Below are 20,016 nucleotides of genomic sequence, written 5' to 3'. Positions count from 1 at the left end.
TACCTGACTGTCTGACCTGGTTGCTCCGCACAGAGCACCGAGAAGGGCCCCGGCCCGCCGCGTAAGCGGTGGACCGGGGCCCTTCTTCATGTCCGGGCGGGGCCCGCTCGGATCAGGGGCGCCAGATCCAGGGCAGGGCGTCGGGCCCCACGGCCACCGCCGCCGCCCGGCCGTCCGGCCCGACGTGCGGGACCGGCCCGTCCAGCGCCACCGGCCCGTGCCGATGTACGAAGAGCCCTGCGGGCGTACGGAGCTGGACGTGGCCCTCGTCGGTGCGGCCGAGCAGCACCGGGGCGGCCGGTGACCCGGTGGCGGCCACCGGCCCGTACCCGCCGAAGCCCGCCCGGTCCGGGATCAGGCGGCCGAAGCCGTCGATGCCGGTCTCGTCGGCCGTCTCGCCGGTCCGTACGGTCGTCAGGGCGGCCTTCGCCGCCGCGCGGTAGAACAGGTCGATGCTGCCGTCCGCCCCCGGCAGCGCGGCCGGTCCGTCCCCGGGCACCGGCACCCCGGTGATCTGGGTGCGCGCGGTCACCGCATCGCCCGGCGCGTCCTGCGTCCAGTGGTGCACCGCGAACCGGCCCGCCGCGAAGACATGGGCACACCCCTCGGAGTCCACCACGGCGCTCAGCCCGTCCTGGATCTCGCCGCCGCCGATGTCCCGCCACCCGCTCCACCGGCCGTCCGTGTCCCGTACCCGGGTGCTGAGGCCCTGCCCGGCGTTCCGGACGAAGAGGTGCACCCGCCCGTCGGGGGCGGCGACCGCGACCGGGACCCCGATCCGGCGCCCGTCGTCGTGGCTGCGCTCCGGGTTGCCCAGCCCCTGCCAGGCGCGGAAGGCACCGCCGGGGGAGCGCTGTTCCAGTACGACTATCTCGCGTTCGTTGTCCGCGCCGTGGCCGCCGAGCGCCGAGAACCGCAGCCCGAACAGCAGCTGGCGCCCGTCCGGCAGTGCCGCGCTGCCCAGCACCGGTGCGAGCGGGCCGCCGCCGAGGTCGTCCGGCGCGTCCCACACCCCGCTGCCCGGCGCGCTCTCGCGCCGCCGCACCGCCCGCAGGCCCAGCACCGCGTAGCCGACGAGCCGGCCGTCCGGTTCGGCGGCGACGACGGGGCGGGGGCCCGGGTAGCGGTAGTGGGTGGAGCGCACCCAGCCCTTGCGGTTGGTCAGCGGCCGGTTGCCGCCCACGTTGTAGTCCCCGCAGCCCGCCGGATTGCCGCACCGCCAGTCGGCCGAGCCTCCGTACAGCACCAGGTGCGAGGCCTTCTCGGCCAGCACGGCGGGCGGCAGGTTCTTCGGCCAGTGCCGGTTGTAGTAGCCCCGGAACGCCGTGACGGCGAACCCCGGCACCTCGCCGCCGCTCCGGGTGGCCCGCGCCACCCACCGGATCATCGATGCCCAGGTGAACAGCGCGGTGGCGGTGTGGTCGGGGTGGTCGGAGTAGCCCTGCTGCTCGCTGTCCCGGCGCCGGACGGTCTCGCTGCTGTGCTGGATGTCGGGGTCCGGGTCCATGGTGTGCAGGGCGCTCGGCCGGTACCGCTCGAACAGCCCGACCAGGACGTCGATCAGCCCGTCGTAGGTGTACGAACCCACCTTCTTGAGCGGTGAGCCCTCGGCGACGACGGTCGGCAGGACCAGCCGCCGGTCCTGCCAGAGGCTGGGCAGCCCGAGCCGCCCGTACGTGGTGTGCATGGCGGTGTTGATGAAGATCAGCTCGACCTTGCGGCCCTGGTGGGCGAGGGCGTTGCGCTCGGCGCGGTGGCCGCCGTCCAGCTCGATGACGGACTTCTGCCACGGGGTGAACGGGCCGAGGCCGAGCAGGGTCGCGTACGCCTGGCGGAGCCCCTGGTGACGTGAGGAGGAGTACGCGGGCTTGTCGGGCGTGGGCAGCGGGCGGCCCGGGATGTGGTTGATGCCGGTGGCCTCACCGGCCGTCAGGTACACACAGACCAGCGGGGTCCCGGCGTCGAGCGCCTGCTGGGCGTCCGGGTTCATGAAGTACAGGTCGTCGTCCGGGTGGGCGAGGATCTGCATCATCAGCGCCAGGGGCGAGGTGCTGATCGGCAGTCCGGGCATCGGGTCCGCGGCCGGATCGCGGCGGCGGGGCGGCGAGGGCGCCGTACAGGCGGTGAGGGCGGCCAGTCCGGTCGCGCCGACCGCGGCCATCAGGGTGCGTCGCGGCATTCCCGGGCGGGATGCGCGCGAGGCGGGTCTTTCCGTCACACCGTGCTCCGTCCACTTCCCCCGCAGCGGACGGCCGGGCTGCCCTGCGCTGCGTACCGAATCCATGCAGGTCGCGGCAGGTGACGAGCCGCTGCTGCGGGGGGATAGACGGAGATTCCCGGAGGCGGGTTGCCTGGATATCCGATGATGTGACCCGGACAGCTCAACGCACGGGTGTACGCACCATGAACACATCGATCGGGTCCTGGCGCTCCTCGGTGAACCCGTGCCGTTCGTAGAGCGCGCGGGCGGCGCTGCCCTGGAGCACGTCCAGCCGCACGGTCGCGCCCGCCTCGTCGGCCCGCGCGAGCAGCGAGCGGAGCACCGCGGTGCCTGTGCCGCGCCCCTGGAGCGCGGGGGAGAGGTAGAAGTTCTCCAGCCACAGCCCGCCGTCGGCCGGGCGCAGGGTGACGCAGCCGGCGAGCTCGCCGTCCACGACCACCACCGAGGTGTGCTGCGGTACGTAACCGTCCCGCAGCCGCTGCCGTACGCGGTGCTCGTCGTAACGCCCGAGTCGCTCCAGGTCGGGGCGCATCACCACGGCCCTGAGTTCGGCCAGGGCCTCGATGTCCTCGGGCAGGGCGGGGCGCAGGGTCCAGGGCGCGGTGGTACGTGCGGGCATGGCCGGAGTCTGTCAGAGGCTGAATGCTGGGGCCGACTCGGGGCACTGACCGGGCAGGCTCAGGATCTGCGGAGAAGTCCCTCCGGGCCGGTCAGCCAGCGCAGGTGGTCGACCAGCCTGCCCACCGCCCGTGAGTCACGCAGGATGACACCGATCTCGATGTTGCGGCTGAGGCCGCGACCTGTGAGGTTCGCGCTGCCCAGCAGTGCCGTGTGGCGGTCTGCGGCGATGACCTTCGCGTGAAGACTCGTGCGGTCGGTGCCGCCGGCACGGTGCCAGATCCGGACTTGATCTCCGAGCGGACCGAAGGCGCGTGCTGCCGCAGTCGATTCTTCCAGGAGCAGATCGATGCGGACGTTCCGCTCGGAGGCTGCGCGGAGTTCCGTCACGATCTCGGTGATGCCGTAGGCCGCGAAGCTTGCTATGAGCAGGGATTCGCGGGCGGAACGTATGACGTCGACGGCGATGCCGCTCGTCAGGCGGACCGGGACCGCTGGGCTTGTCGGACCGCTCACCACGAGCTCAGCAGGTGGGTCCGTGTTTTCCTCGGCTGCGGCTGCCGTGGCCAGGGAAAGAGCGAGAGCTGACCCGGGCAGTTGAGGTGACTCGTCCCGCCATGCCTTGCGGAGCGTGCTCAACTGGACCGAGAGGCCGGCTGCCGGATGGTTGGCGGACCAGCGGTCGAGCAGTGGGCTGTCCGGTCCCTCAGCCGCGTTGAGGTGATGCAGGAGATCGGCCAGCCGCTCGGCCGGGAGGCGTCGGCCGAGGGCTGCGAGAAGGGCCGGCAGCCGGTCGGTCATGCGAGGAACGCACCGAGATCGCCGGCCAGTGTCTCGACGAGCAGCGCACGGTCCAGGTAGTGATTGCCACGCTCGCACGAGGTCTCGGCGGCGAAGAGGCAGGCATGACAGGCTGCCCCGTGCAGGCGTCCGTGCACCCGGGGGTCGTGTTCCGCGCACATCGGATCGGAGCTGCAGAGCCGGGCTTCTTCGAGGGCCTGGTCGATGACGGGTCCGAGCCGGTCCTTCCCACCCAGAGAGACCAGGCCTCCCAGGGTGCCCTCGCTGTCCGGGGCCGCGGTGTAGAGAAGGATGCCGGCCATGGGGTGCTTGCCGGAGCGTGCGTACACACGCTCCGCGATGCCGGAAGCCCCGTAACCGCACTCCAGGGCGAAGCCGCGGATGAGAACGTGAGCGAACGTATGGAGGAGCACGTATCGGATACCGGGCCACTGGGGCTCAAGTCCGCGTGCGAGACACCAGGTCACGTGTGCGGCTTTCAGTACCTTCTCGCGTGCGACTACTTCCGGGCGCTTTTCCCACTCGCTCAGACGCTCCTCCCGGAATGCAAGGAACACGCCCTCGCCGCGCAGTTCGGCGCAGGGGACCCAGGTCGGCGGTTCCTTGGTGAGGGGAGCGGCCTTGATGGTGGGGTCGTCATCCTGCGGCATCCATTCCGGGGCGTCGATCCGGGTGAATCCTGTGAGTGCCGAAACTTCGCGCAGACGATGAACGAGGATGACCCGTACCCGCCACCGGGCCGCGGTGGCGGGTACCTTCTCGGGCTCTGTGGTGAAGTCAGGCAGCTCGTAGCGATGAGGCGCGGTGAATGCCTCCCATTCGGGCGTCGCCAGGTCGAATCCCTCGTCATCGGGTTCGGGATTGACACCGGGCACAGCGCTGGAGGTGGCAGCCTCCTCGGTGACCGCCTTCCACACCTTGTCCACCCCGTACTCCTCCAGCACCGGCCAGCAGGCTTGTGTGGGCAGCAGCATCCTGGCTGCCTCGGCAGGGATGCCGGACAGCGGGGCGAGGAACTCCCAGTGCTCCCACACCGCCTGTGTCAGCGGTTCGTCGGCACGGGGCAGGCTGAAGACCCTCAGCTGGGAGGCGAACCAGCTGTTGGTGGCTCCGAGGGCGATGGTGCGGACGTTTTCGCCGCATGTGTCGAAGGTCCCCAGATGGGGATGGTGCCCCCGGCACGCGGGGAGCTCCTGCTCGCCCCGCTTGCCCATGGCCTCGGCCATCGAACGGTCGGCCACGTTCGGGCATGAGCACTGGACGAAGATGTTGGCGGCCTCGCCCGTCGTGCCCCGTTCGACCAGACTGAGCGTGCAGTCGTGAGCGGGTGTGCCGCCCCGGTGGACGAAGTACTGCCAGGGGAAGTCGTCCATATGGCCGGCGGGACAGGCGATCAGGAAGCGGGCGGGCACCGCTGTGGGACGACGCCGACCGGTACCGAAACAGGTGTGGACGTAGCGGGTGTTCTCCGGGCGGAAGAAGTGCTCTTCCAGCTCGAAGAGTCCGGAGGAGGCGGGTGACAGCTGGTTGCACTGCTCGCGTGAACAGCGCAGCCAGCGGGGGAAGAGCGCCACCGGGACACCGACTCGGGTCCATTCGCCGAAGGGATCGGAGCTCTCCTGCATCTGTGGCGGAGTCCGCAGCGTGGTCACCTGGGGGCCCAGGCGCCTGCGTACGGCGGCGAGCAAGCGGTCCTCGGTGAGCTGGGTCGCCTGCAGGAGCTCCCAGTGGTCCAGCCCCAGCACCATCGTGGCGCTGCGGAGTTCAGCCAGGTGAACGACCTGGCCACGTCCTCTCTGCTGCGCTATCTGCGAGGCCGTGGTTGGTCACCCTTCAGGGACTACGGCCGTGGGCAGCTCTGGGTGCTGGACGCCCCGGGGGAGTCCGGCGAACCGTACGAGGTGATGGTGCCTCTGGACCGCGGCCCCCGCGACTATGCGGACCGCGTCGCCGATCTGGTGGAGACCCTGTCCGTGGTGGAGGCTCGGCTGCCCGCCGACGTGCTGCGTGAGATGGCGCTCCCTTCCGCCAACTGGCAGTTCCTCCGGCTCACCCCGCCGGGACCGTCCGGAACCGCTCCGTTGGTGGAGCTGGTCCCCGCCCTGGCCGGCCTGAGGGATCTGATGACATCGGCCGCGGCCGCGGTGGCGGCGCCGGAGCCCAGCCGGTGCAGCCTGCCAACAAGCCGCAGCTGGTCAAGGACCATGTCGCCTCGGTGCGGCTGGACCAGACCCGGGTGGGCAGCTATGTCGTCGCCGTGCACACCCCGCTGCCCGAGGCCCCCGCTCAGGCGTTCCTCTTCGACCACGGCTCCCGCGCGGAGCCGTTCGCGAGGAGGGTTACCCGGGGTCTGTACGCGGCGCTGATCTGCGCCAGGGAAGCAGCGGATCTCACCCTTCAGCGCGACGAGCTGGCCGATTTCTCACGGTTCACCCCCGGCGGCCTGTCGGCGAATCTCTGCGAGGCCCTGGTCAAGATCGGCGGTGACGAAGGGCCGGGGTTCTCAGTCGACTTCACCTGGTCGGCGGATCTGCCGGTGGAGCAGGCAACCGAGCGCATCCGGCTCACCTCCCCCAGCTCGCGGCCCTGGACGCCGGGGCCAAGGACCTGTGGGCCCGGCTGGGGCACACGGACATGACATTGCTGGGGTCGGTGGTCCGCCTGCACCGTGAGCTTCCCTACGGGCCGGGCGCGGTCACCATCGCCGGGTACTTCGACGACCGGGACGGCCGCAGGGCGCGCAGGGTCAGGATGTCCCTGGACGAGCGCGACTACGGCAAGGCGGCCGAGGCCCACCGCCGGGGCGACGAGGTCATAGTGCGGGGTGACGTCACGGCCCAGAGCGGGGTCGCGGGGATGGAGAACATAGTTTCGTTCACGGTGCGACATGTATCCGAATGAGACAGCCGGCGCGGCTCGTTCCGTTCTCGTTGTCCGACCTCGCCCGTACGCTGGACCGACAGGGGAGGATCCTCCCCGCCCGGGAGCTCAGAGGATGTCGATGGGGGCGTGCGGCTCTAGGGTGGCGGCGAGGACCAGAGGGGACCGACCATGGCAACCGTGCACGACGTAGCCGCGTACATCCTGGTGAAGGCCGCACCGATGTCGGCCATGAAGCTGCAGAAGCTCTGCTATTTCTCCTACGGCTATCACCTGGCCTGGGAGGACCGCCCGCTGTTTGCCGAGCGTTTCGAGGCGTGGGCCAACGGGCCTGTCGCGCCGGAGCTGTACAGCAAGCACCGTGGCCGCTTCGAGCTGAAGCGCGGGGACATCGAGGGTGACCCGGCGGAGATGGACGACCAGGAGCGGGAATCGGTCGACATCGTGCTGGAGAACATGCGCGTGTACTCCGCACATGAGCTCTCCGAGATGACCCATCGGACCGGCCCGTGGGTCGAAGCCCGCGGCCGGGCCCAGGCGCCGGATCTGGTGCGGAGCAACGAGCCGTTGCTCGATGAGGACATCGCCGACTTCTTCGGCGCGCTGGCCGAGCACGAGGAGCACAACGGCTGATGCCCAAGGGGGGACGGGCCAAGAAGAAGTTGGCGCTCCCGCCCAGCGGGGAGGTGCGAGAGAAGCGGATCGGTGGCGTCCGGTTACTTCTGTCGGGCGCGGCCACTTCGGACGACCGGGTGTGCTGGCGGTTCACACATGTCGACCACGGCGGTCCCTGGGGGTTCGACCAGATGGATTCGGCCACGTTGTGTGAGGTGCTGACCAAGCTCCGGGACTGCGAGACGATGACTCTCGATGAGTTACGCAGGACTGGTGACTTCTTCAAGGAGTACGACCTGCCCGGCGGCCTGTGCAAGGAGGCTGTGGTGCGGCTGACCGCCATCGGCTTCGATGACGCGTTGAAGATCCAGCGTCTGCGGTTCACCGGCACCCAGCGGTTGTACGGATTCCTGACCGGCAACATCTTCCACGTGCTGTGGTGGGATCCCCTCCACGAGGTGTATCCGTCGAAGCTCAAGCACACCTGACTGCTCCGTCCGAGAGAAGCCGCAGATGTTCGAGCCCGAAGTCAGACCGAGGCTTCTCCCGGTCGTCGGCCGTCTCCGCGCTCAGGGAGCTCAGCCACGCCGTGCAGGCGTACCGATTCACCGTCAACGCCCGCAAGACCCGGATCGTGCCACCGGGCGCCCGCCGGTCAGTGCTCGGGCTTCTGGTCGACGGTGACGCCCCGCGCCTTGCTCCCGACTTCAAGTCCCGGGTCCTGGGCCACCTGTACGGCATCGAGAAGTTCGGGCTCCGCGCCCACCAGCAGCACCGTGACTTCGCATCCCTCGCGGGCCTGGTGCACCACGTCGACGGCCTCATCGCCTACGCGCTCGGCACGGAGGCCGCGTGGGCCGAGCCGGTACGAGAGCGGTGGCGATCGATCCTGGACGCGCAGGGCCGGCCGCTCGGCTGAGAGCGGTACCGTGGCGCGGCGTCAGCGTTTGTCGTTGAGGGCGGAGCGGCCGGCGATCGTCAGGCCGCGCTGCGCGGGGCTGCCATGCCGCACCTCCCAGGGCGGGGCTCCCTGGGAGGTGATTCCGGCACATCGGGTGCAGCTACTCCGTTGACGATGTCGCCTTGCCGGACGGATCCGGCCTGTCAGTGAAGATGGTCAGGTGCCACGTGCCGTCCACCCTCACCACGCTGAAGGAGTCCTGTGTTGTCTTGCCGGATTTCTCCTTCGCTGTCAGCTTTGCCGATCCGGCATCCGGCCCCATGTCGAGGTCAATTTGAATCTCCGTGATCGAGAGTCCTCGACCACCCTGTCCGAGGCGAGGAGCCACGTACCGTCGGCGGATCGGGTGAACGTCACCGTGTGCGGAAGGGAGAACTCTTCGTACTCGGGCGCCCCTTCGGCGACTTCTGCGGCTGTGAACGGCATGTAGAGCCGGGTGTCTTCGGTGAGTTGGATGGTGGCGGTGGTTCCCGCCAGCGACGAGTCCGTGACGGTGACGTCCACGACGGCCTTTGTGTAGCCGCCGTCCACCTGCTCGTACCTCTTGCCCTTTGCTGCGAGCTGGGCGAATTCATCCGAGGTGCGATTCGCCATGGCCGGGGTGGCTGAGATGTTCGAGATCCTTGCCCGGGGAGGAGTGGTGGTGACCATGCCTGCGCGCGTCTGCAGATATTCCCCTGCAAGCTGCGACAGCTCGTCGACCTCACTCGTGGACAGCTGGGTCTTCTGAGAGCTGTCCTGGGGTGAGGGCGGGGCTGTTCCTAATGTTCACTCGCAGCCGCGATGGTGATTGCGACGACTATCCATCTCTTGTAGGCGGTTCGCACAGAAGTCCCCCTGATCCGGACGTGACTGGTCAGCTTCCTTCGTACCTGTCGCCCGAGAGGCAGTGCCTGTGGTGGCTGTTCATCGTCTGGTTGTGATCACGGAATGGCTTATTCCTTGAGGGATCTGGGAGACGACCACCAGGCTTTTCCGCCGTTGTGTGGCTGGACGGTTGTCGAGGCCCTGTGCGGTGCGTTTGGCGATGGCTGCGGCGATGTTCTCGCGGGCGGGTCCGGAAGTTGCGGGTGGAGCGGCTGGTGGTTGTCAGGCGGCTGTGTGGAGGTCCGTCCGGCAGTCGCGGCAGTGGCCGGGGTGGCGGGAGCGGAAGGCGCGGTCGCAGTGGTCGCAGTTCTGGAGCGGAATGACGATGACGCCGGGGCGTGCGAGTGCGACGGCGTCCTGGGCTCCCGGCAGCGGTGGTGGCAGGAGTGCCGTGATGCGGTGGCGCAGGAGTTTGGCCGGGCGTTTCAGAGGGCTCGGGAGGTCGGTGGTGAGGGTGCGGCTGATGGTGTCGGGGTGGGCGTCGCGTTCGAGCCAGGTGGCGACGCCGGGGGTGAGGGTGTGGATGTCGTTCTCGGAGAGGACGAGTTGAGGTGCGTGGCGGCGCAGGTCGGCGAGGAGGGCGGTGGCCACGCGCTGGAGTTCCGGCGTGAGCTCCCGCGGCCGGGGGAGCGGCGGAGGCGGCGTCGTGCGCGCGGTGGGGGCCGGGACGAGGACGGGGGTGGGTTGAGGCTGCGGCGCGGGTGCCGGGGGTGGTGCGGGGCGTGGTTCGGGGGCGGCCTCGCGTGGTGGCTGTGGGGTGGGCAGCGGGGCTGCCGGTGTGCTGCGCCTGGTCCGCGGCTGCGGCGCTGCGACGGTGGACGCGTCGGCGCTCGGCTGGTTGTACGAGACGGTGCGGGTGATGATGCGGCCGTCGGCGAGGCGTACGCGGCTGCGGTGGAGGTAGCCGTGGGCTTCGAGCTCGCGCAGGGCGGCGGCGACGCGGGTCTCGCTCTCGGGGAAGCGTTCGGCGAGGCGCTTGATGCCGATCCTGGCTCCGGCGGGCAGCGACTGGATGTGGGCGGCGAGCCCGATCGCGGCGAGGGAGAGTCCGCGGTGCTGGGCGAGGTGGTTGCCGATGACGGTGAAGCCTGCGGCGTGCCGGAAGCTGATGTGGATGACACCGGGTGACGGTGTGGTGTCTCCGGGTACGGGGGACGGGGCGCGCGAGGGCGCGGTAATCTGCGGGGTATCCATCGGGAAGCCTCTTACTTCCTCGGTGGTCAGGCCCCCGGTTGAGACTACGAATCTCGGTCGGGGGCCGTCGCATGTTCTGGAGTTGTCGCGGCGAGCATATGCCAGCCAACCCACATGAAATCCAGCCCAGTTGCCCCATGTCACCCGCGTGAGTGACGGGAGCGGGAGGGGGGCGGGTTTGGGTGGGGAGGGTAATTTCCCCAGGTTCTTTAAAGCTTTATGCGTCGTGGAACGCGGGGACGTGGCTCACCGGGTCGCGGGTTTCCGCGACCCGGTGGAGCGGTCGCGGTACGAGGTCGAGTTCGGCCCAGATCGTCTTGCGCGGGACGGGCCCTACATCGATGCCCCACCGGTCGGCTAGCGCCTCGACGATCAGCAGGCCGCGCCCGCTCTCCGCGTACTGGTCGGGGGTGGACACGACGGGCAGTTGCTCGCCCCGGGTGTCGGTCACCTCGATCCGCAGGAGCTCGTCGCGGTGGGCAGTGAGGCCGAGTCGGAAGTCCCGGCCGGGTACGCGGCCGTGGACGGCGGCGTTGGCGGCCAGCTCGGCGACGATGTGCGCGGCCGGTTCGCAGACGATCCCCCAATCGCCCAGATGCGCCGTGGCCAGGAGCCGGGCGAGCCTGGCGCCCCGCCGGGTGGGGGAGAGCGAGACGGTGAACTGCCGGACGGGAGCGGAATGTTCGGTTCGGGTGATGTGTTGGTTCACGCCGCTCAGCGTGGCCGGGGCGTGCGTACCGTGAACAGCAACGAGCCCCTTGCGTACGGTGATTGTCCCGTGCTTGTCCAGTGCTGTCCCGGCTGTCCGGGGTGACGTGTCGGAGAGACCAGGGGTTGGGTCAAGAACGGCATGCACACCGGAAGTGGGGCACGGATGAGCGTGGATGAGACCGGTACGGAGCCCGGTGACGCCGGGGCGGACGAGCCGGGTTGGGACGTCGATCCCGATGACGAGTCGGGGGCGGCCGTGGTCGCGGCGGTGGGGCGCCAGATCAAGGCGTGGCGGGAGGCGGCGGGGCTGCGGGCCGGCGAGTTCGGGACCGCGATCGGGTACGGGGAGGACCAGGTCTACAAGGTGGAGGGCGGCCGCCGCATCCCTCGCCCGGAGTTCCTGGACAAGGCGGACGAGGTGCTGGGGGCGGGCGGGAAGATCGCCGCGATGAAGCAGGACGTGGCCGAGGTCCGGTACCCGAGGAAGATTCGGGAGCTGGCGAAGATGGAGGAGCGGGCGGTCGAGCTCTCGGCGTACGGGAGCCACAATCTCCACGGTCTGTTGCAGACGGAGGAGTACGCCCGGGCGTTGTTCGGGATGAGGCGGCCCGCCTTCTCGCAGGACGAAGTGGAGAGGCTAGTGGCTGCTCGTGTGGCTCGGCAGTCCATCTTCGACCGCTCTCCCGGCCCGGAGCTCAGCTTTGTCCAGGAAGAGGTGACGCTGAGACGCCACCTTGGGGGCAGAATGGTGTTGCGCCGACAGCTCGAACGCCTCTTGGAGGTAGGGCAGTTGCGTAATGTCGAGATCCAGGTGATGCCGACCGGCCGCGATGATCACGCCGGAATGGGCGGGGAGATGCAGGTGTTGAAGTTCAAGGACGGCTCGGCGGTGGGGCGCTCCGAAGGCGACTTCGGCAGTCGCCCGGTCTCTGACCCGAAGCATCTCCGGATCGTTGAGTTGCGGTGTGGCATCATCCGGGCTCAGGCTCTCACCCCCCGGGAGTCGCTGGCCTTCATCGAGCAAGTGCTGGGAGAGACATGATCAGCGAGACCTCTGCCGGAGGCGCTCCCCGGCTGGAGTGGTTCAAGAGCAGCTACAGCGACAGCAGCAACAGCAATGAATGCGTTGAGGTCGCGACCACCCCAGACGTAGTGCTCGTGCGCGATTCCAAGAACGCGCAGGGGGCCCGGCTCGCTTTCGCATCAGGCGCTTGGGCGGGCTTCGTCTCGTACGCCGCCGGGCGCTGAACCCGCACCCGCACCCTCGCCCCCGCCCTGGGCTGATGCCTGGGCGGGGGCGCGCTGCTGTCAGAAGAACCCGTCCTGGATGCCGTCCTCCGGCTTGGGCTCTGCCTTCGGCTTCGGCGCCCGCTTGGGGGCGGCCTTCTTCTTCGCGCCCGGCACGTGAAGCCCGGCTTCCTGTTCTTCCTTGTAGCGAGCGTGGTTCAGCTCTAGGAGGCGGTCCAAGACTTCAACCTGGGCATCGGGCGAGATGGTGAATCGGGTGCCCTGGCGCGTCTCGTGTATCCCATGGCGCAAGTTAAGGTCGGTCCAGCCGCACGCTTCGGCGACAGCTTCGTCCACTTCTACGTGGGCCTGGCGCACAGCTTCGGCGGAGGCGGAGTGCGCAGCCCCGGCGTGGATGGCGTTGTAGAGCTTCGTCAAGCCAATGGCCTGGCTGGCCATGGCGTCGCGCTGGATCTTCTCGAGAGTGTCACCGGCTGTGGCCAAGCGATTGGTCTCGCGCGGCTTGGGGAAGGTGTCGTAAACGTCTGAAGGCGTGTAGCGGAGGTCGCCTTTCAGGCTGGAGCCGTGTTGCACCGCCCACCAATAGTGCAGCGAGCCCGAGAGTAGGGCTAGCTGGGCAGCCGAGTCGGTGGCAAACACGCCGAGCATGTGCGAGAAGACCTGGGTGGTGGCTTGGCGCACGGGTACTGCCGTCTTGCTCACCAAGGCGATCACGATGACTCGATCCAGGTCGGAGATCGTCCTCACCATGGCGGGGCGCTTCTCGCCGTATTGCCACCAGAAGTCCCGGTACACCTTGCGGTTGTTCGCAAGACGCACCGGCTTGACGTCCCGCTCCACGATCGCGAACACGTCCTCGTATGTTGCCGCCTTCTCCTCCGACCACCCGTGGAAGTTGATCACCCACCGGCTGGCCGAGCAGTCCGGCCGTGAGTTCAGGTCCTCCCCGTTGAGGTACGGGAACAGCACGTCCTTGTTGCGCGGGTCCTTCTCGATCAGCGCCTGGGCCACCTCCGGCTGGAGTACGAACCCCTTTCCCAGGACGTTCGACCCCTGGAACGACTGCCCCGCGTTCGCCGCCAGCCGATACGGCTTCCCGCTCACCCGCGACCGAGGGTCGAGCCCCGGCGTGATCCCCCGCACCTCGTCCCCGTCCAGCACCGGCTGCTCGTCCTTGCCCGCGCTTCCGCCCAGCCACAGCAGCGAGACTTCCAGCGCCGCCGTCCCCGGCCAGGGCTGCGACTTGATCGCCCGGTACACCGTCCACCCGGCAGCCGTCGCCTGGTCCAGCCCGACCTCCCGGGTATCGCCCTGCGCGATCGTGTTCGTCGCGATGATCCCCGTACGCCGCCCCGGCGCCAGCGCCAGGTTCCGCAGCAGGAAGTACGCGCACAGGTCCGCGCTGCCCCGCTGCCCTCCGCCCAGTCGGTTGACCAAGTATTCGCGGTAGTCCGTGCCCAGCGCACCGGTCAGCTTCTGGCCGCCGATGAACGGCGGGTTCCCCACGATCGCGTCGAACCCCGACGCGCCCCCACCCCCATGATCTCCGGGAACTCCAGCGGCCAGTGCAACGGCCGTACCGCAGCCGCCCGTTCACCCGTCAGCCACCGGTCCACCACGCCCCGCGCCTGCTCACCCGCGTACGACGACCCGGGGACCTCCGCGTCCTCCTCCAGCGCCGTAGCCACCAGCCCCGCCACCGACTCCAGCCGGTTCCGGTACGCCCGTTCCTTCGCGCTCTCCTTCGCGTCCCGGAACTGCGCGGCGCCCCGCTTGCCGCCCACCTTCTCCTCGCCCGTCAGGTCGGACGCCTCCTCGTCGGAGATGCCCTCCGCCGCCAGCGCCGCACCCACCACCGCGTCCGCCGCCAGGCGCAACCGCTCCGACAGGGCCTCCGCCTCGCGCAGCTTCTCGGTCTTGGCGTGGACGCTTCGGATGTCGTGGACCGGGGTCGCCTCGATCTCGCGGCGCAGACCCGCGGCCTTCGAGAGCAGGGACTCCGTCACAACCAGGGCACGCGACACCTCCTGGCTCAACTGCCTTGCACCCGACTCCAGATGGAACGCCTTGATCTGCTCCACGTCGATGACGCCGACCAGCGAGTCCCCGCACCGCAGCGCGTGGTCCAGGAACGAGAACGGCCGGCCCTTCGCCAGCGTGACCAGCCACAGCGACAGCTTGGCCAGCTCCACCGCCATCGGGTCCCGGTCCACCCCGTACAGGCAGCGGTCGGCGACCAGACGCCGCGCCACGCGCAGCAGCTCGTCCCGGTCGTCCGCGCCCACATCGCGGCGGACCTCGTCCGGCAGCCCGTCCCGCAACCAGGCGTCCACCACCCGGTCCGAGAGGTAACGGCAGGCGGAGACGAGGAAGGCGCCGGAGCCCATCGCCGGGTCCAGCATCCGCAGCTTCAGCAGCTCTGCGGCGGGCTTTGCCTTCCAGACCCCAGAGGCCGCGCCCTCCGCCGGGCCGGGGGAGAAGCACAGGGGAGCGAGGGTGTGCTCGACGACCTCCTCCGCCAGCTTCTTCGGGGTGTAGTGCGTGCCCGTGTTGCGGCGGTTGCCGGAGCGCACCATGACCATGGAACCGGCCGGGAACACCATCGGTTCGCCGCGCAGATCGTCGTCGACCAGACCCGCGAAGGGTGCGACACGGGCGGCGAGCTCGTCGTCGTTGCCGGCCGAGGCGTGCAGTTCGGCGGTGACCACGCCCGCCTCAGGGCGCTGTTCACGATGCGGAAGTCCAGGCCGAACTTGTCCCGCATCTCGTCCTGCCACTGAAGGGTCAGGCCGGAAGGACAGACGATCAGCATGGTGCGGGCCCGGTGGCGGAGCATGAGCTCCTGCATGACCAGACCGGCCTCGATGGTCTTGCCGAGGCCGACGTCGTCGGCGATCAGCAGATTCGTCCGCGGCATGGACAGGGCCCGCACGACGGGGGCGAGCTGGTAGTCCTGGATCTCGGCCCCGGACCGGAAAGGGGCCTGGAGGGCGGTCTTGTCGGCGGAGGCGATCGCACCCCAGCGGACCGCGTCAAGGAAGGCGTCCAGGCGTGCCGGGGCGTCGATACCGGCGGTGGGTGAGGGGAGCTCGTACTGCTGATGGACGACCGCGCCCTGTTCCAGCTCCCAGACCACCCGGAGCTCTTCGTCGCGCGCGTCGTCCTCGACGGAGACCAGAGACACCAGGTGCGGCGCCGACGCCGCCGCAGTACGGGCGGGATTCTCGGACGAAACCGCGGAGCGGGTGACCTCGGTGACCACCCAGGGACGATTTCGTACGGTGACGAGCTGGCCGTGAGCCGGGGCGGCACCGTTCTCGTCCGTATCGATTCCGGTCCGGTCTGTTCCCACGGCCACGTCCGTCATCGATCGCACTCCCGCTCTCGTCCCCTTAACCCTGCGAGAAGCTCAAAGGGGGAAAAGCGGCGCACAGCGGGGTCGGAGGGATTGGTGGCGGGAAGGGCGCCGTCCAGTCCGTCAGAGGGCGAACGCCGGGTCTCCTGCCGACCGGAGACCGGAAATCTCCACCCGGGTCAGAGAGGCGTCCGGGATGCCGCGCAGAATCTCCGTCCTGATCTCCGCCAGCCGGTGCCCGTCGGGCGGTGTGGCGCCCAGGCCGATCGCGTATCCCACCAGGCCGTCGGCGGTGAGAGGGCGCGGCCAGATGCGGGAGTCCGGGGCACCCGCCCCGGCGAGGGCGGCGGCCAGGGAGAGGAGACGGCCGCGCAGCCGCCCCTCGTCGGGCCCGGGCCGTACGGAGGCGAGAGCCCAGGCAGTGTGCTGCGTGTGCAGCGGCGGCGGGGTGCGGAGCAGGGCGTGCGGTACGGGGCCGGTGTCGTCGGCGGACTCCAGGATCTCCCAGGCGCGGAAGAGTTCCTCGGTGAGGAGGTCGCGGCCGGCCGGGGAGACCTGTGCGGTGCAGGAGCGGACGGGGGCGGTCGGGGTCAGCACGGTGACGGGAAGCCCACCGGTGTCGGGGGCCGTGGCGGGGCCGACCGGGCGCTCCCAGTCCCAGGTGGCCCAGGACGCGAAGAAGTGCCTGAGCAGGGGGAGCGGAGGCAGGTCGCCCGACTCGTGGGCGGTACGGGCCGCGAGCACCGACCAGGCGAGGCCCGGCAGCCCGCCGCACGGTGCGGAGTCCAGGCCGCGCGCCCGCGCCCAGGCCTTCACCTCGCGGGCGAGGCCCACGAACGCCGCCCGGTGCGGGTCCGCCGCCGCGAGCACCGCGTCCGCGTCGCTCACCGCGCTGAGCGCCGTGGCCGCCGCCTCGCCCAGCCCGGCGCGCCCGGCCACCGCCTCGGCCGGGTCGAGCGCCCCCGTCGCCACGGTCACCATGTCCACGTTCAGGCCGCCGAGGGCGAAGCGCAGACCCGGTACGCGGGCGCCGGTCACCTCGCGCAGGCCGACGGCGTCCGGCAGGGCAACGGTCAGCCGCTCCCGTACCCCCGGCAGATCCACCGCGCCCGGCAGCGCCGCGACCAGGTCCACGTCCGCGCCGGGCAGCGCACAGCCCATCCGCCGGGAGCCGGCCAGGTGGACAGCGCCTCCGGGCAGGGCGGCGGCCACCCGGCGCACGACATCGGCCGCGCAGGCCTCCTCCGCAGCGTCCTCCCAAGCCTCCTCCGCCGCGTCCGCGCGGACCTCTTCCGCCGCCCCGGCGGCCAGCTCCACGCGTACCCCGAAGTGGTCCGAGACGTACAGCCCGTCCGGTGCGGGGACATCGCCCAGCAGCACCGCAGAGGCGGGGCGCAGCCGCTCCGAGCGGACCAGGACCCTGTCCAGCCGGGACGCCCGCCCGGACAGGGAGGAGACCGCCGCCAGCGGGTTGACCGACGGGTCGAAGGTGGGCGTCCGGTCGTCCGCGCCGTGCACCCGGCTCCAGGCGTCCGCCATCCCCAAGCGGTCCTGCGGGGTGTCCCCGCCGTCGTTGAAGTCGCCGAGCAGCGCCACATCGCCCTCGACCGCCGCCAACCCCGTTGCCAGATCGGCCAGTTCGGCATCGCGTCGGCCGGCACCGTCGGCCGAGTGGTCGCTGCTGAGATGGGTCACCGCGACCGTGACCGGCCCGTCCGACCCGTCCACCACGACCGCCGCGACCGCCTTGTGCGGGCCGAGTACATGCAGGCCCGCCTCGCGCACCGGCACCCTGCTGAGCAGCAGCAGACCGCAGTCGGCGACGTCCCGGCCCGCCGGATCGGCCCAGAACGTGTAGCCGTCGCGGACCCAGGGCGCCGCCAGCAGCATGGCGAGCAGGGCCGGTTCGGCCTCCTGGAGGGCGATGACATCGGCGTCCGCGGCGCGCAGCGCGTCGAGCAGGAGCGGCCGGCGCCGGGCGGTGTCGATGCGGTCGCTGTCGTAGCGGTCCCAGAGGGTGTTCCAGGTCAGCAGCGTCAGGGGACCGGAGGCCGGCCCGGGCGCCGGAGCGTCCTCGGGCACGGGCGTCCAGGCCGCCTCCGGCGCGGAGAACGCGTGCGGGGTGCGGGAGACGAAGTACGGGGACGGCAGCCGGCGCGGGGCGCGCACCCGCCCGGCCTCCGTCGCGTCGATCCGGTCCACGCCCGAGGACCGGTCCCACACCACCTCGCCGTCCGCCTCGAAGAACAGCACCCGGTGCCAGGGGATGTCCCCGCCGGGCGTGAAGCGGGGCAGCGGCACCCGCTTGGGCACGGTCCCGCGCTGCGCCACGCCCATCACGAAGCGCGCCGGGTCGAACCGGGAGTCCCAGCGGACCCGGTGGTAGATCTCCTCGCTGGTACGCATTCAGGGGCCTTCCGTCCGGATCAGGCCGGGCTCGCGTGTCCCGGTGCCGCGCCTCGCGGCATTGTCGTCACTCGCCATGGCTGCTTCCCCAAGCTCTCCGCTGCGCTCGAGCAGGGGAGACCCCACCGACTCCCTCCCCCGCCTTGCGATCCACGGCACCGGGCCCCGCTCCCTGATCCGGCCTGATCCAGACGGAAGGCCCTACGCCCTGTCCTCCACCGTTCCGCTCGCGCCGATGTACCAGGTGCGGTGGGCCTGGCCGGGGTACGGGGGCACGAATCTGTGCAGCTGCGCGGTCAGCACCTCGGGTGGTACGGGGTGGCTGCGGCACCCGTTGCGGCGGATCAGCTCCGCCTCGTCGACCAGCGCCACGGCATGGGTGAGCAGCGCGTCCCTGCGCCGGGCCACCGCGTGCACCAGGGAGCGCTGGTGGGCGTTGAGCGAGGTGGCGTCCCAGACGACCGTGGTGCCGGCCGCGAGCGCTGCGTCCAGCCGGTCGAGCCCCTCGCGCAGCACGTCCCCGTTGGCCTTCTGGTCGGCGCGCGAGCCCCGGGCCTGGCGCAGGTCGTCGAGCGAGAGGTACGTGTCGGTGCCGGGCAGGGCGCGGGCGAAGGTGCTCTTGCCGCTGCCGGACGGGCCGACCAGCTGGACCAGGCGCGGGAAGTCCCCGGCCCGCCAGCGCCAGGTCGCGGCGACGGCCTCCTCGGCGGTGGTGACCCGGCCCAGGGCGTACGCCTCACGGGCCTGCGCAAGGCAGCGGTCGGCGGTGTCCGGTGCCAGGTCCGCGAACGCCTCCCGCAGCCCGGCCGGTTCGCTCACGTCCTGTGCGTACAGCGCCGACCACTCCACCTGCTCGCGCGCCCCGGCCGTGTCCGCGACCGTGGCGGCCAACGCGTGCAGCAGCGGCAGATCGGCGGCGAACGACATCCGGACCAGCCCGGTGCGGCGTTCCTCGTCCGGGTAAGGGCGGTGCAGCCCGGGGTGCAGTCCGACGAGGTCCGCGACGCGCCGGGCGAGCGGCATCCCGAGCGCGGGGGCCAGCGCGGGCGCGAGCGCGGCGCGGCGGGAGCGGTGCAGCAGCGCGGCGAGCACCCCGGTCAGCCGGTCCTCGCCCGTCCGGCCCGCCGCGTCCAGGGCGTCGCCCATCGCGGCGGCGGCCCCGGCGTCCCCCGCGTCCGCGCCGGTGGCGGCGGCCAGCGCCGCCGCGTCGGCCGGGGCCCCGGACCGTACGGCCCACAGGGCGGCGGCCGGGCCGAGCCCGTTCTCCACGACGGCGGCGTGCATCCAGTGCGTATCGGTCTGTACGTGTCCGGGCCGCACCCACTTGGCCACCAGGCACCGGAAGTCCGCCGCGCCGAAACCGTCCGCGGGCCGCACGACGTAACCCTCCTGCCGGCCGGTGTCGAGCTTCAGCGCCCGCAGCGTCTTCTCGGCGCGGGCGTCGAACACTCCGCGCCAAAGCACCGGCGGCACCGGTATCCCCAGGTCCCGCAGGAACGCCACGGTACGGTCCCAGTCCAGGCAGTGCTCCCCGTCCCAGACGGAGAAGCCGTAGAAGAAGCTCTCCAGCTCCTCGTAGGGGATCGAGTGGCGCGCGAACATGTTCTCGCCGCAGACCCGCCACCCCTCGGGGATCCGCGCCCCGACCCGGCCCTGGAGCGCCTTCACCCAGCCCCGCGAGGGGTGGTGGGCGGAGTCCAGGGAGCGGGCGTGGAGCCCGTCGGCGTAGAGCGTGGTGTTCTCGCCGTCCAGCTTCTCGGTGACGACGACCTCGCGGCCGGTCAGCGCGGCGAGATGGGCGATCCGCACGTCGTCCGAGGTGGCTCCGGGGGACCAGGGCAGATGGGCCGTGCGCGGATAGTGCGTACGCATGATCGATGCCCCTGGTGACGACGGTTTGCCCGGCCGGTCACTGTAGGCACGGCGGTGCGGACCGCTCGACCGAATTACGCCGGGGGCGCCCGGCGCGGCCCCCGCTGCGCGCCCGCGTTTGACCGAGCGACCACGCGGGGTAAGATCCTCGGCCCGATTGGCCAGGCTCACGGCCCGTATGGCACACTGACCAGGTTGCTCGGTTGAGTGTCAATGCTGCGCGCCTCCCGCCGGGAGGACCGGAAGCGAGTCCCACAGTACTCGTCG

19 protein-coding genes are annotated in these 20,016 nt (G+C 70.8%); 8 read left to right on the top strand and 11 right to left on the bottom strand.

Going from position 1 to position 20,016, the window contains the following annotated elements:
- Positions 1-112: 112 nt before the first annotated feature.
- The 4 genes from OG842_RS16185 to OG842_RS16170 form a co-directional block, all read right to left on the bottom strand.
- Positions 113-2,179 (bottom strand): PIG-L family deacetylase, encoded by a 2,067-nt coding sequence (locus tag OG842_RS16185; RefSeq protein WP_328512663.1) that lies wholly within the window; start codon positions 2,177-2,179, stop codon positions 113-115.
- 202 nt (positions 2,180-2,381) lie between these two features.
- The gene (locus OG842_RS16180) at positions 2,382-2,840 is read right to left on the bottom strand and encodes a GNAT family N-acetyltransferase (RefSeq protein WP_328512288.1); all 459 of its coding nucleotides are present in this window, start codon (positions 2,838-2,840) and stop codon (positions 2,382-2,384) included.
- Between the two features lie 59 nt (positions 2,841-2,899).
- Complete coding sequence (gene drmC, locus OG842_RS16175; RefSeq protein WP_266730389.1) at positions 2,900-3,640, bottom strand: DISARM system phospholipase D-like protein DrmC; 741 nt, start codon at positions 3,638-3,640, stop codon at positions 2,900-2,902.
- Positions 3,637-5,448 (bottom strand): DUF1998 domain-containing protein, encoded by a 1,812-nt coding sequence (locus OG842_RS16170; protein ID WP_328512662.1) that lies wholly within the window; start codon positions 5,446-5,448, stop codon positions 3,637-3,639. The genes drmC and OG842_RS16170 overlap by 4 nt, the downstream gene beginning before the upstream one ends.
- A gap of 359 nt (positions 5,449-5,807) precedes the next feature.
- Here OG842_RS16170 and OG842_RS16165 point away from each other — a divergent pair, with 359 nt between their 5' ends.
- From OG842_RS16165 to OG842_RS16145, 5 genes are all read left to right on the top strand, one after another.
- Positions 5,808-6,278, top strand: coding sequence for a hypothetical protein (locus OG842_RS16165; protein WP_266730388.1), 471 nt, complete (start codon positions 5,808-5,810; stop codon positions 6,276-6,278).
- Positions 6,275-6,541 (top strand): hypothetical protein, encoded by a 267-nt coding sequence (locus OG842_RS16160; protein WP_266730386.1) that lies wholly within the window; start codon positions 6,275-6,277, stop codon positions 6,539-6,541. Before OG842_RS16165 ends, OG842_RS16160 begins: the two co-directional genes overlap by 4 nt.
- Before the next feature lie 150 nt (positions 6,542-6,691).
- On the top strand, positions 6,692-7,153 hold the full coding sequence (locus OG842_RS16155) for a Panacea domain-containing protein (protein WP_266730385.1): 462 nt from the start codon (positions 6,692-6,694) through the stop codon (positions 7,151-7,153).
- The gene (locus tag OG842_RS16150; protein WP_266730384.1) at positions 7,153-7,623 is read left to right on the top strand and encodes a hypothetical protein; all 471 of its coding nucleotides are present in this window, start codon (positions 7,153-7,155) and stop codon (positions 7,621-7,623) included. Before OG842_RS16155 ends, OG842_RS16150 begins: the two co-directional genes overlap by 1 nt.
- Positions 7,624-7,724: 101 nt before the next feature.
- Positions 7,725-8,054: a hypothetical protein gene (locus OG842_RS16145; RefSeq protein WP_266730383.1), complete on the top strand. Its 330-nt coding sequence runs from the start codon at positions 7,725-7,727 to the stop codon at positions 8,052-8,054.
- Positions 8,055-8,327: 273 nt separating this feature from the next.
- Here OG842_RS16145 and OG842_RS16140 read toward each other — a convergent pair whose 3' ends face one another.
- The 3 genes from OG842_RS16140 to OG842_RS16130 form a co-directional block, all read right to left on the bottom strand.
- A complete protein-coding gene (locus OG842_RS16140) occupies positions 8,328-8,690 on the bottom strand; it encodes a hypothetical protein (RefSeq protein ID WP_266730381.1) in 363 nt (120 codons plus the stop codon).
- A 495-nt stretch (positions 8,691-9,185) separates the two neighbouring features.
- The gene (locus OG842_RS16135) at positions 9,186-10,157 is read right to left on the bottom strand and encodes a helix-turn-helix domain-containing protein (RefSeq protein WP_328512287.1); all 972 of its coding nucleotides are present in this window, start codon (positions 10,155-10,157) and stop codon (positions 9,186-9,188) included.
- 217 nt (positions 10,158-10,374) lie between these two features.
- Positions 10,375-10,866 carry an ATP-binding protein gene (locus OG842_RS16130; RefSeq protein WP_328512286.1) on the bottom strand — a complete coding sequence of 164 codons (492 nt, stop codon included), beginning with the start codon at positions 10,864-10,866 and terminating at the stop codon, positions 10,375-10,377.
- A gap of 165 nt (positions 10,867-11,031) precedes the next feature.
- On the opposite strand from OG842_RS16130, the gene OG842_RS16125 reads away from it, so the two are divergent.
- Together OG842_RS16125 and OG842_RS16120 are read left to right on the top strand one after the other, a co-directional pair.
- Complete coding sequence (locus tag OG842_RS16125; RefSeq protein WP_328512285.1) at positions 11,032-11,910, top strand: helix-turn-helix domain-containing protein; 879 nt, start codon at positions 11,032-11,034, stop codon at positions 11,908-11,910.
- Positions 11,907-12,116, top strand: coding sequence for a DUF397 domain-containing protein (locus tag OG842_RS16120; protein ID WP_328512284.1), 210 nt, complete (start codon positions 11,907-11,909; stop codon positions 12,114-12,116). The genes OG842_RS16125 and OG842_RS16120 overlap by 4 nt, the downstream gene beginning before the upstream one ends.
- 60 nt (positions 12,117-12,176) lie before the next feature.
- On the opposite strand, the gene OG842_RS16115 is transcribed toward OG842_RS16120, so the two are convergent.
- Entirely contained in the window at positions 12,177-13,622 is a 1,446-nt protein-coding gene (locus OG842_RS16115; RefSeq protein ID WP_328512283.1) for a type IIL restriction-modification enzyme MmeI, read from the bottom strand.
- A gap of 904 nt (positions 13,623-14,526) precedes the next feature.
- A complete protein-coding gene (locus tag OG842_RS16110) occupies positions 14,527-15,033 on the bottom strand; it encodes an SNF2-related protein (protein ID WP_266733619.1) in 507 nt (168 codons plus the stop codon).
- Here OG842_RS16110 and OG842_RS16105 point away from each other — a divergent pair.
- Positions 14,941-15,198, top strand: a complete 258-nt coding sequence (locus OG842_RS16105) for a hypothetical protein (RefSeq protein ID WP_266733860.1) — start codon at positions 14,941-14,943, stop codon at positions 15,196-15,198. The two genes, OG842_RS16110 and OG842_RS16105, sit on opposite strands and share 93 nt — an antisense overlap.
- A gap of 396 nt (positions 15,199-15,594) precedes the next feature.
- Here OG842_RS16105 and OG842_RS16100 read toward each other — a convergent pair whose 3' ends face one another.
- Positions 15,595-17,877 (bottom strand): poly(A) polymerase, encoded by a 2,283-nt coding sequence (locus OG842_RS16100; RefSeq protein ID WP_328512282.1) that lies wholly within the window; start codon positions 17,875-17,877, stop codon positions 15,595-15,597.
- Between the two features lie 201 nt (positions 17,878-18,078).
- Entirely contained in the window at positions 18,079-19,749 is a 1,671-nt protein-coding gene (locus OG842_RS16095) for an RNA ligase family protein (protein WP_328512281.1), read from the bottom strand.
- Between the last annotated feature and the right edge of the window lie 267 nt (positions 19,750-20,016).

This window comes from Streptomyces sp. NBC_00376, from assembly GCF_036077095.1.
GTDB lineage: Bacteria > Actinomycetota > Actinomycetes > Streptomycetales > Streptomycetaceae > Streptomyces.
The sequence above is the reverse complement of the archived record's forward strand: the minus strand, read 5'-3'. Positions and strand labels throughout refer to the sequence as shown.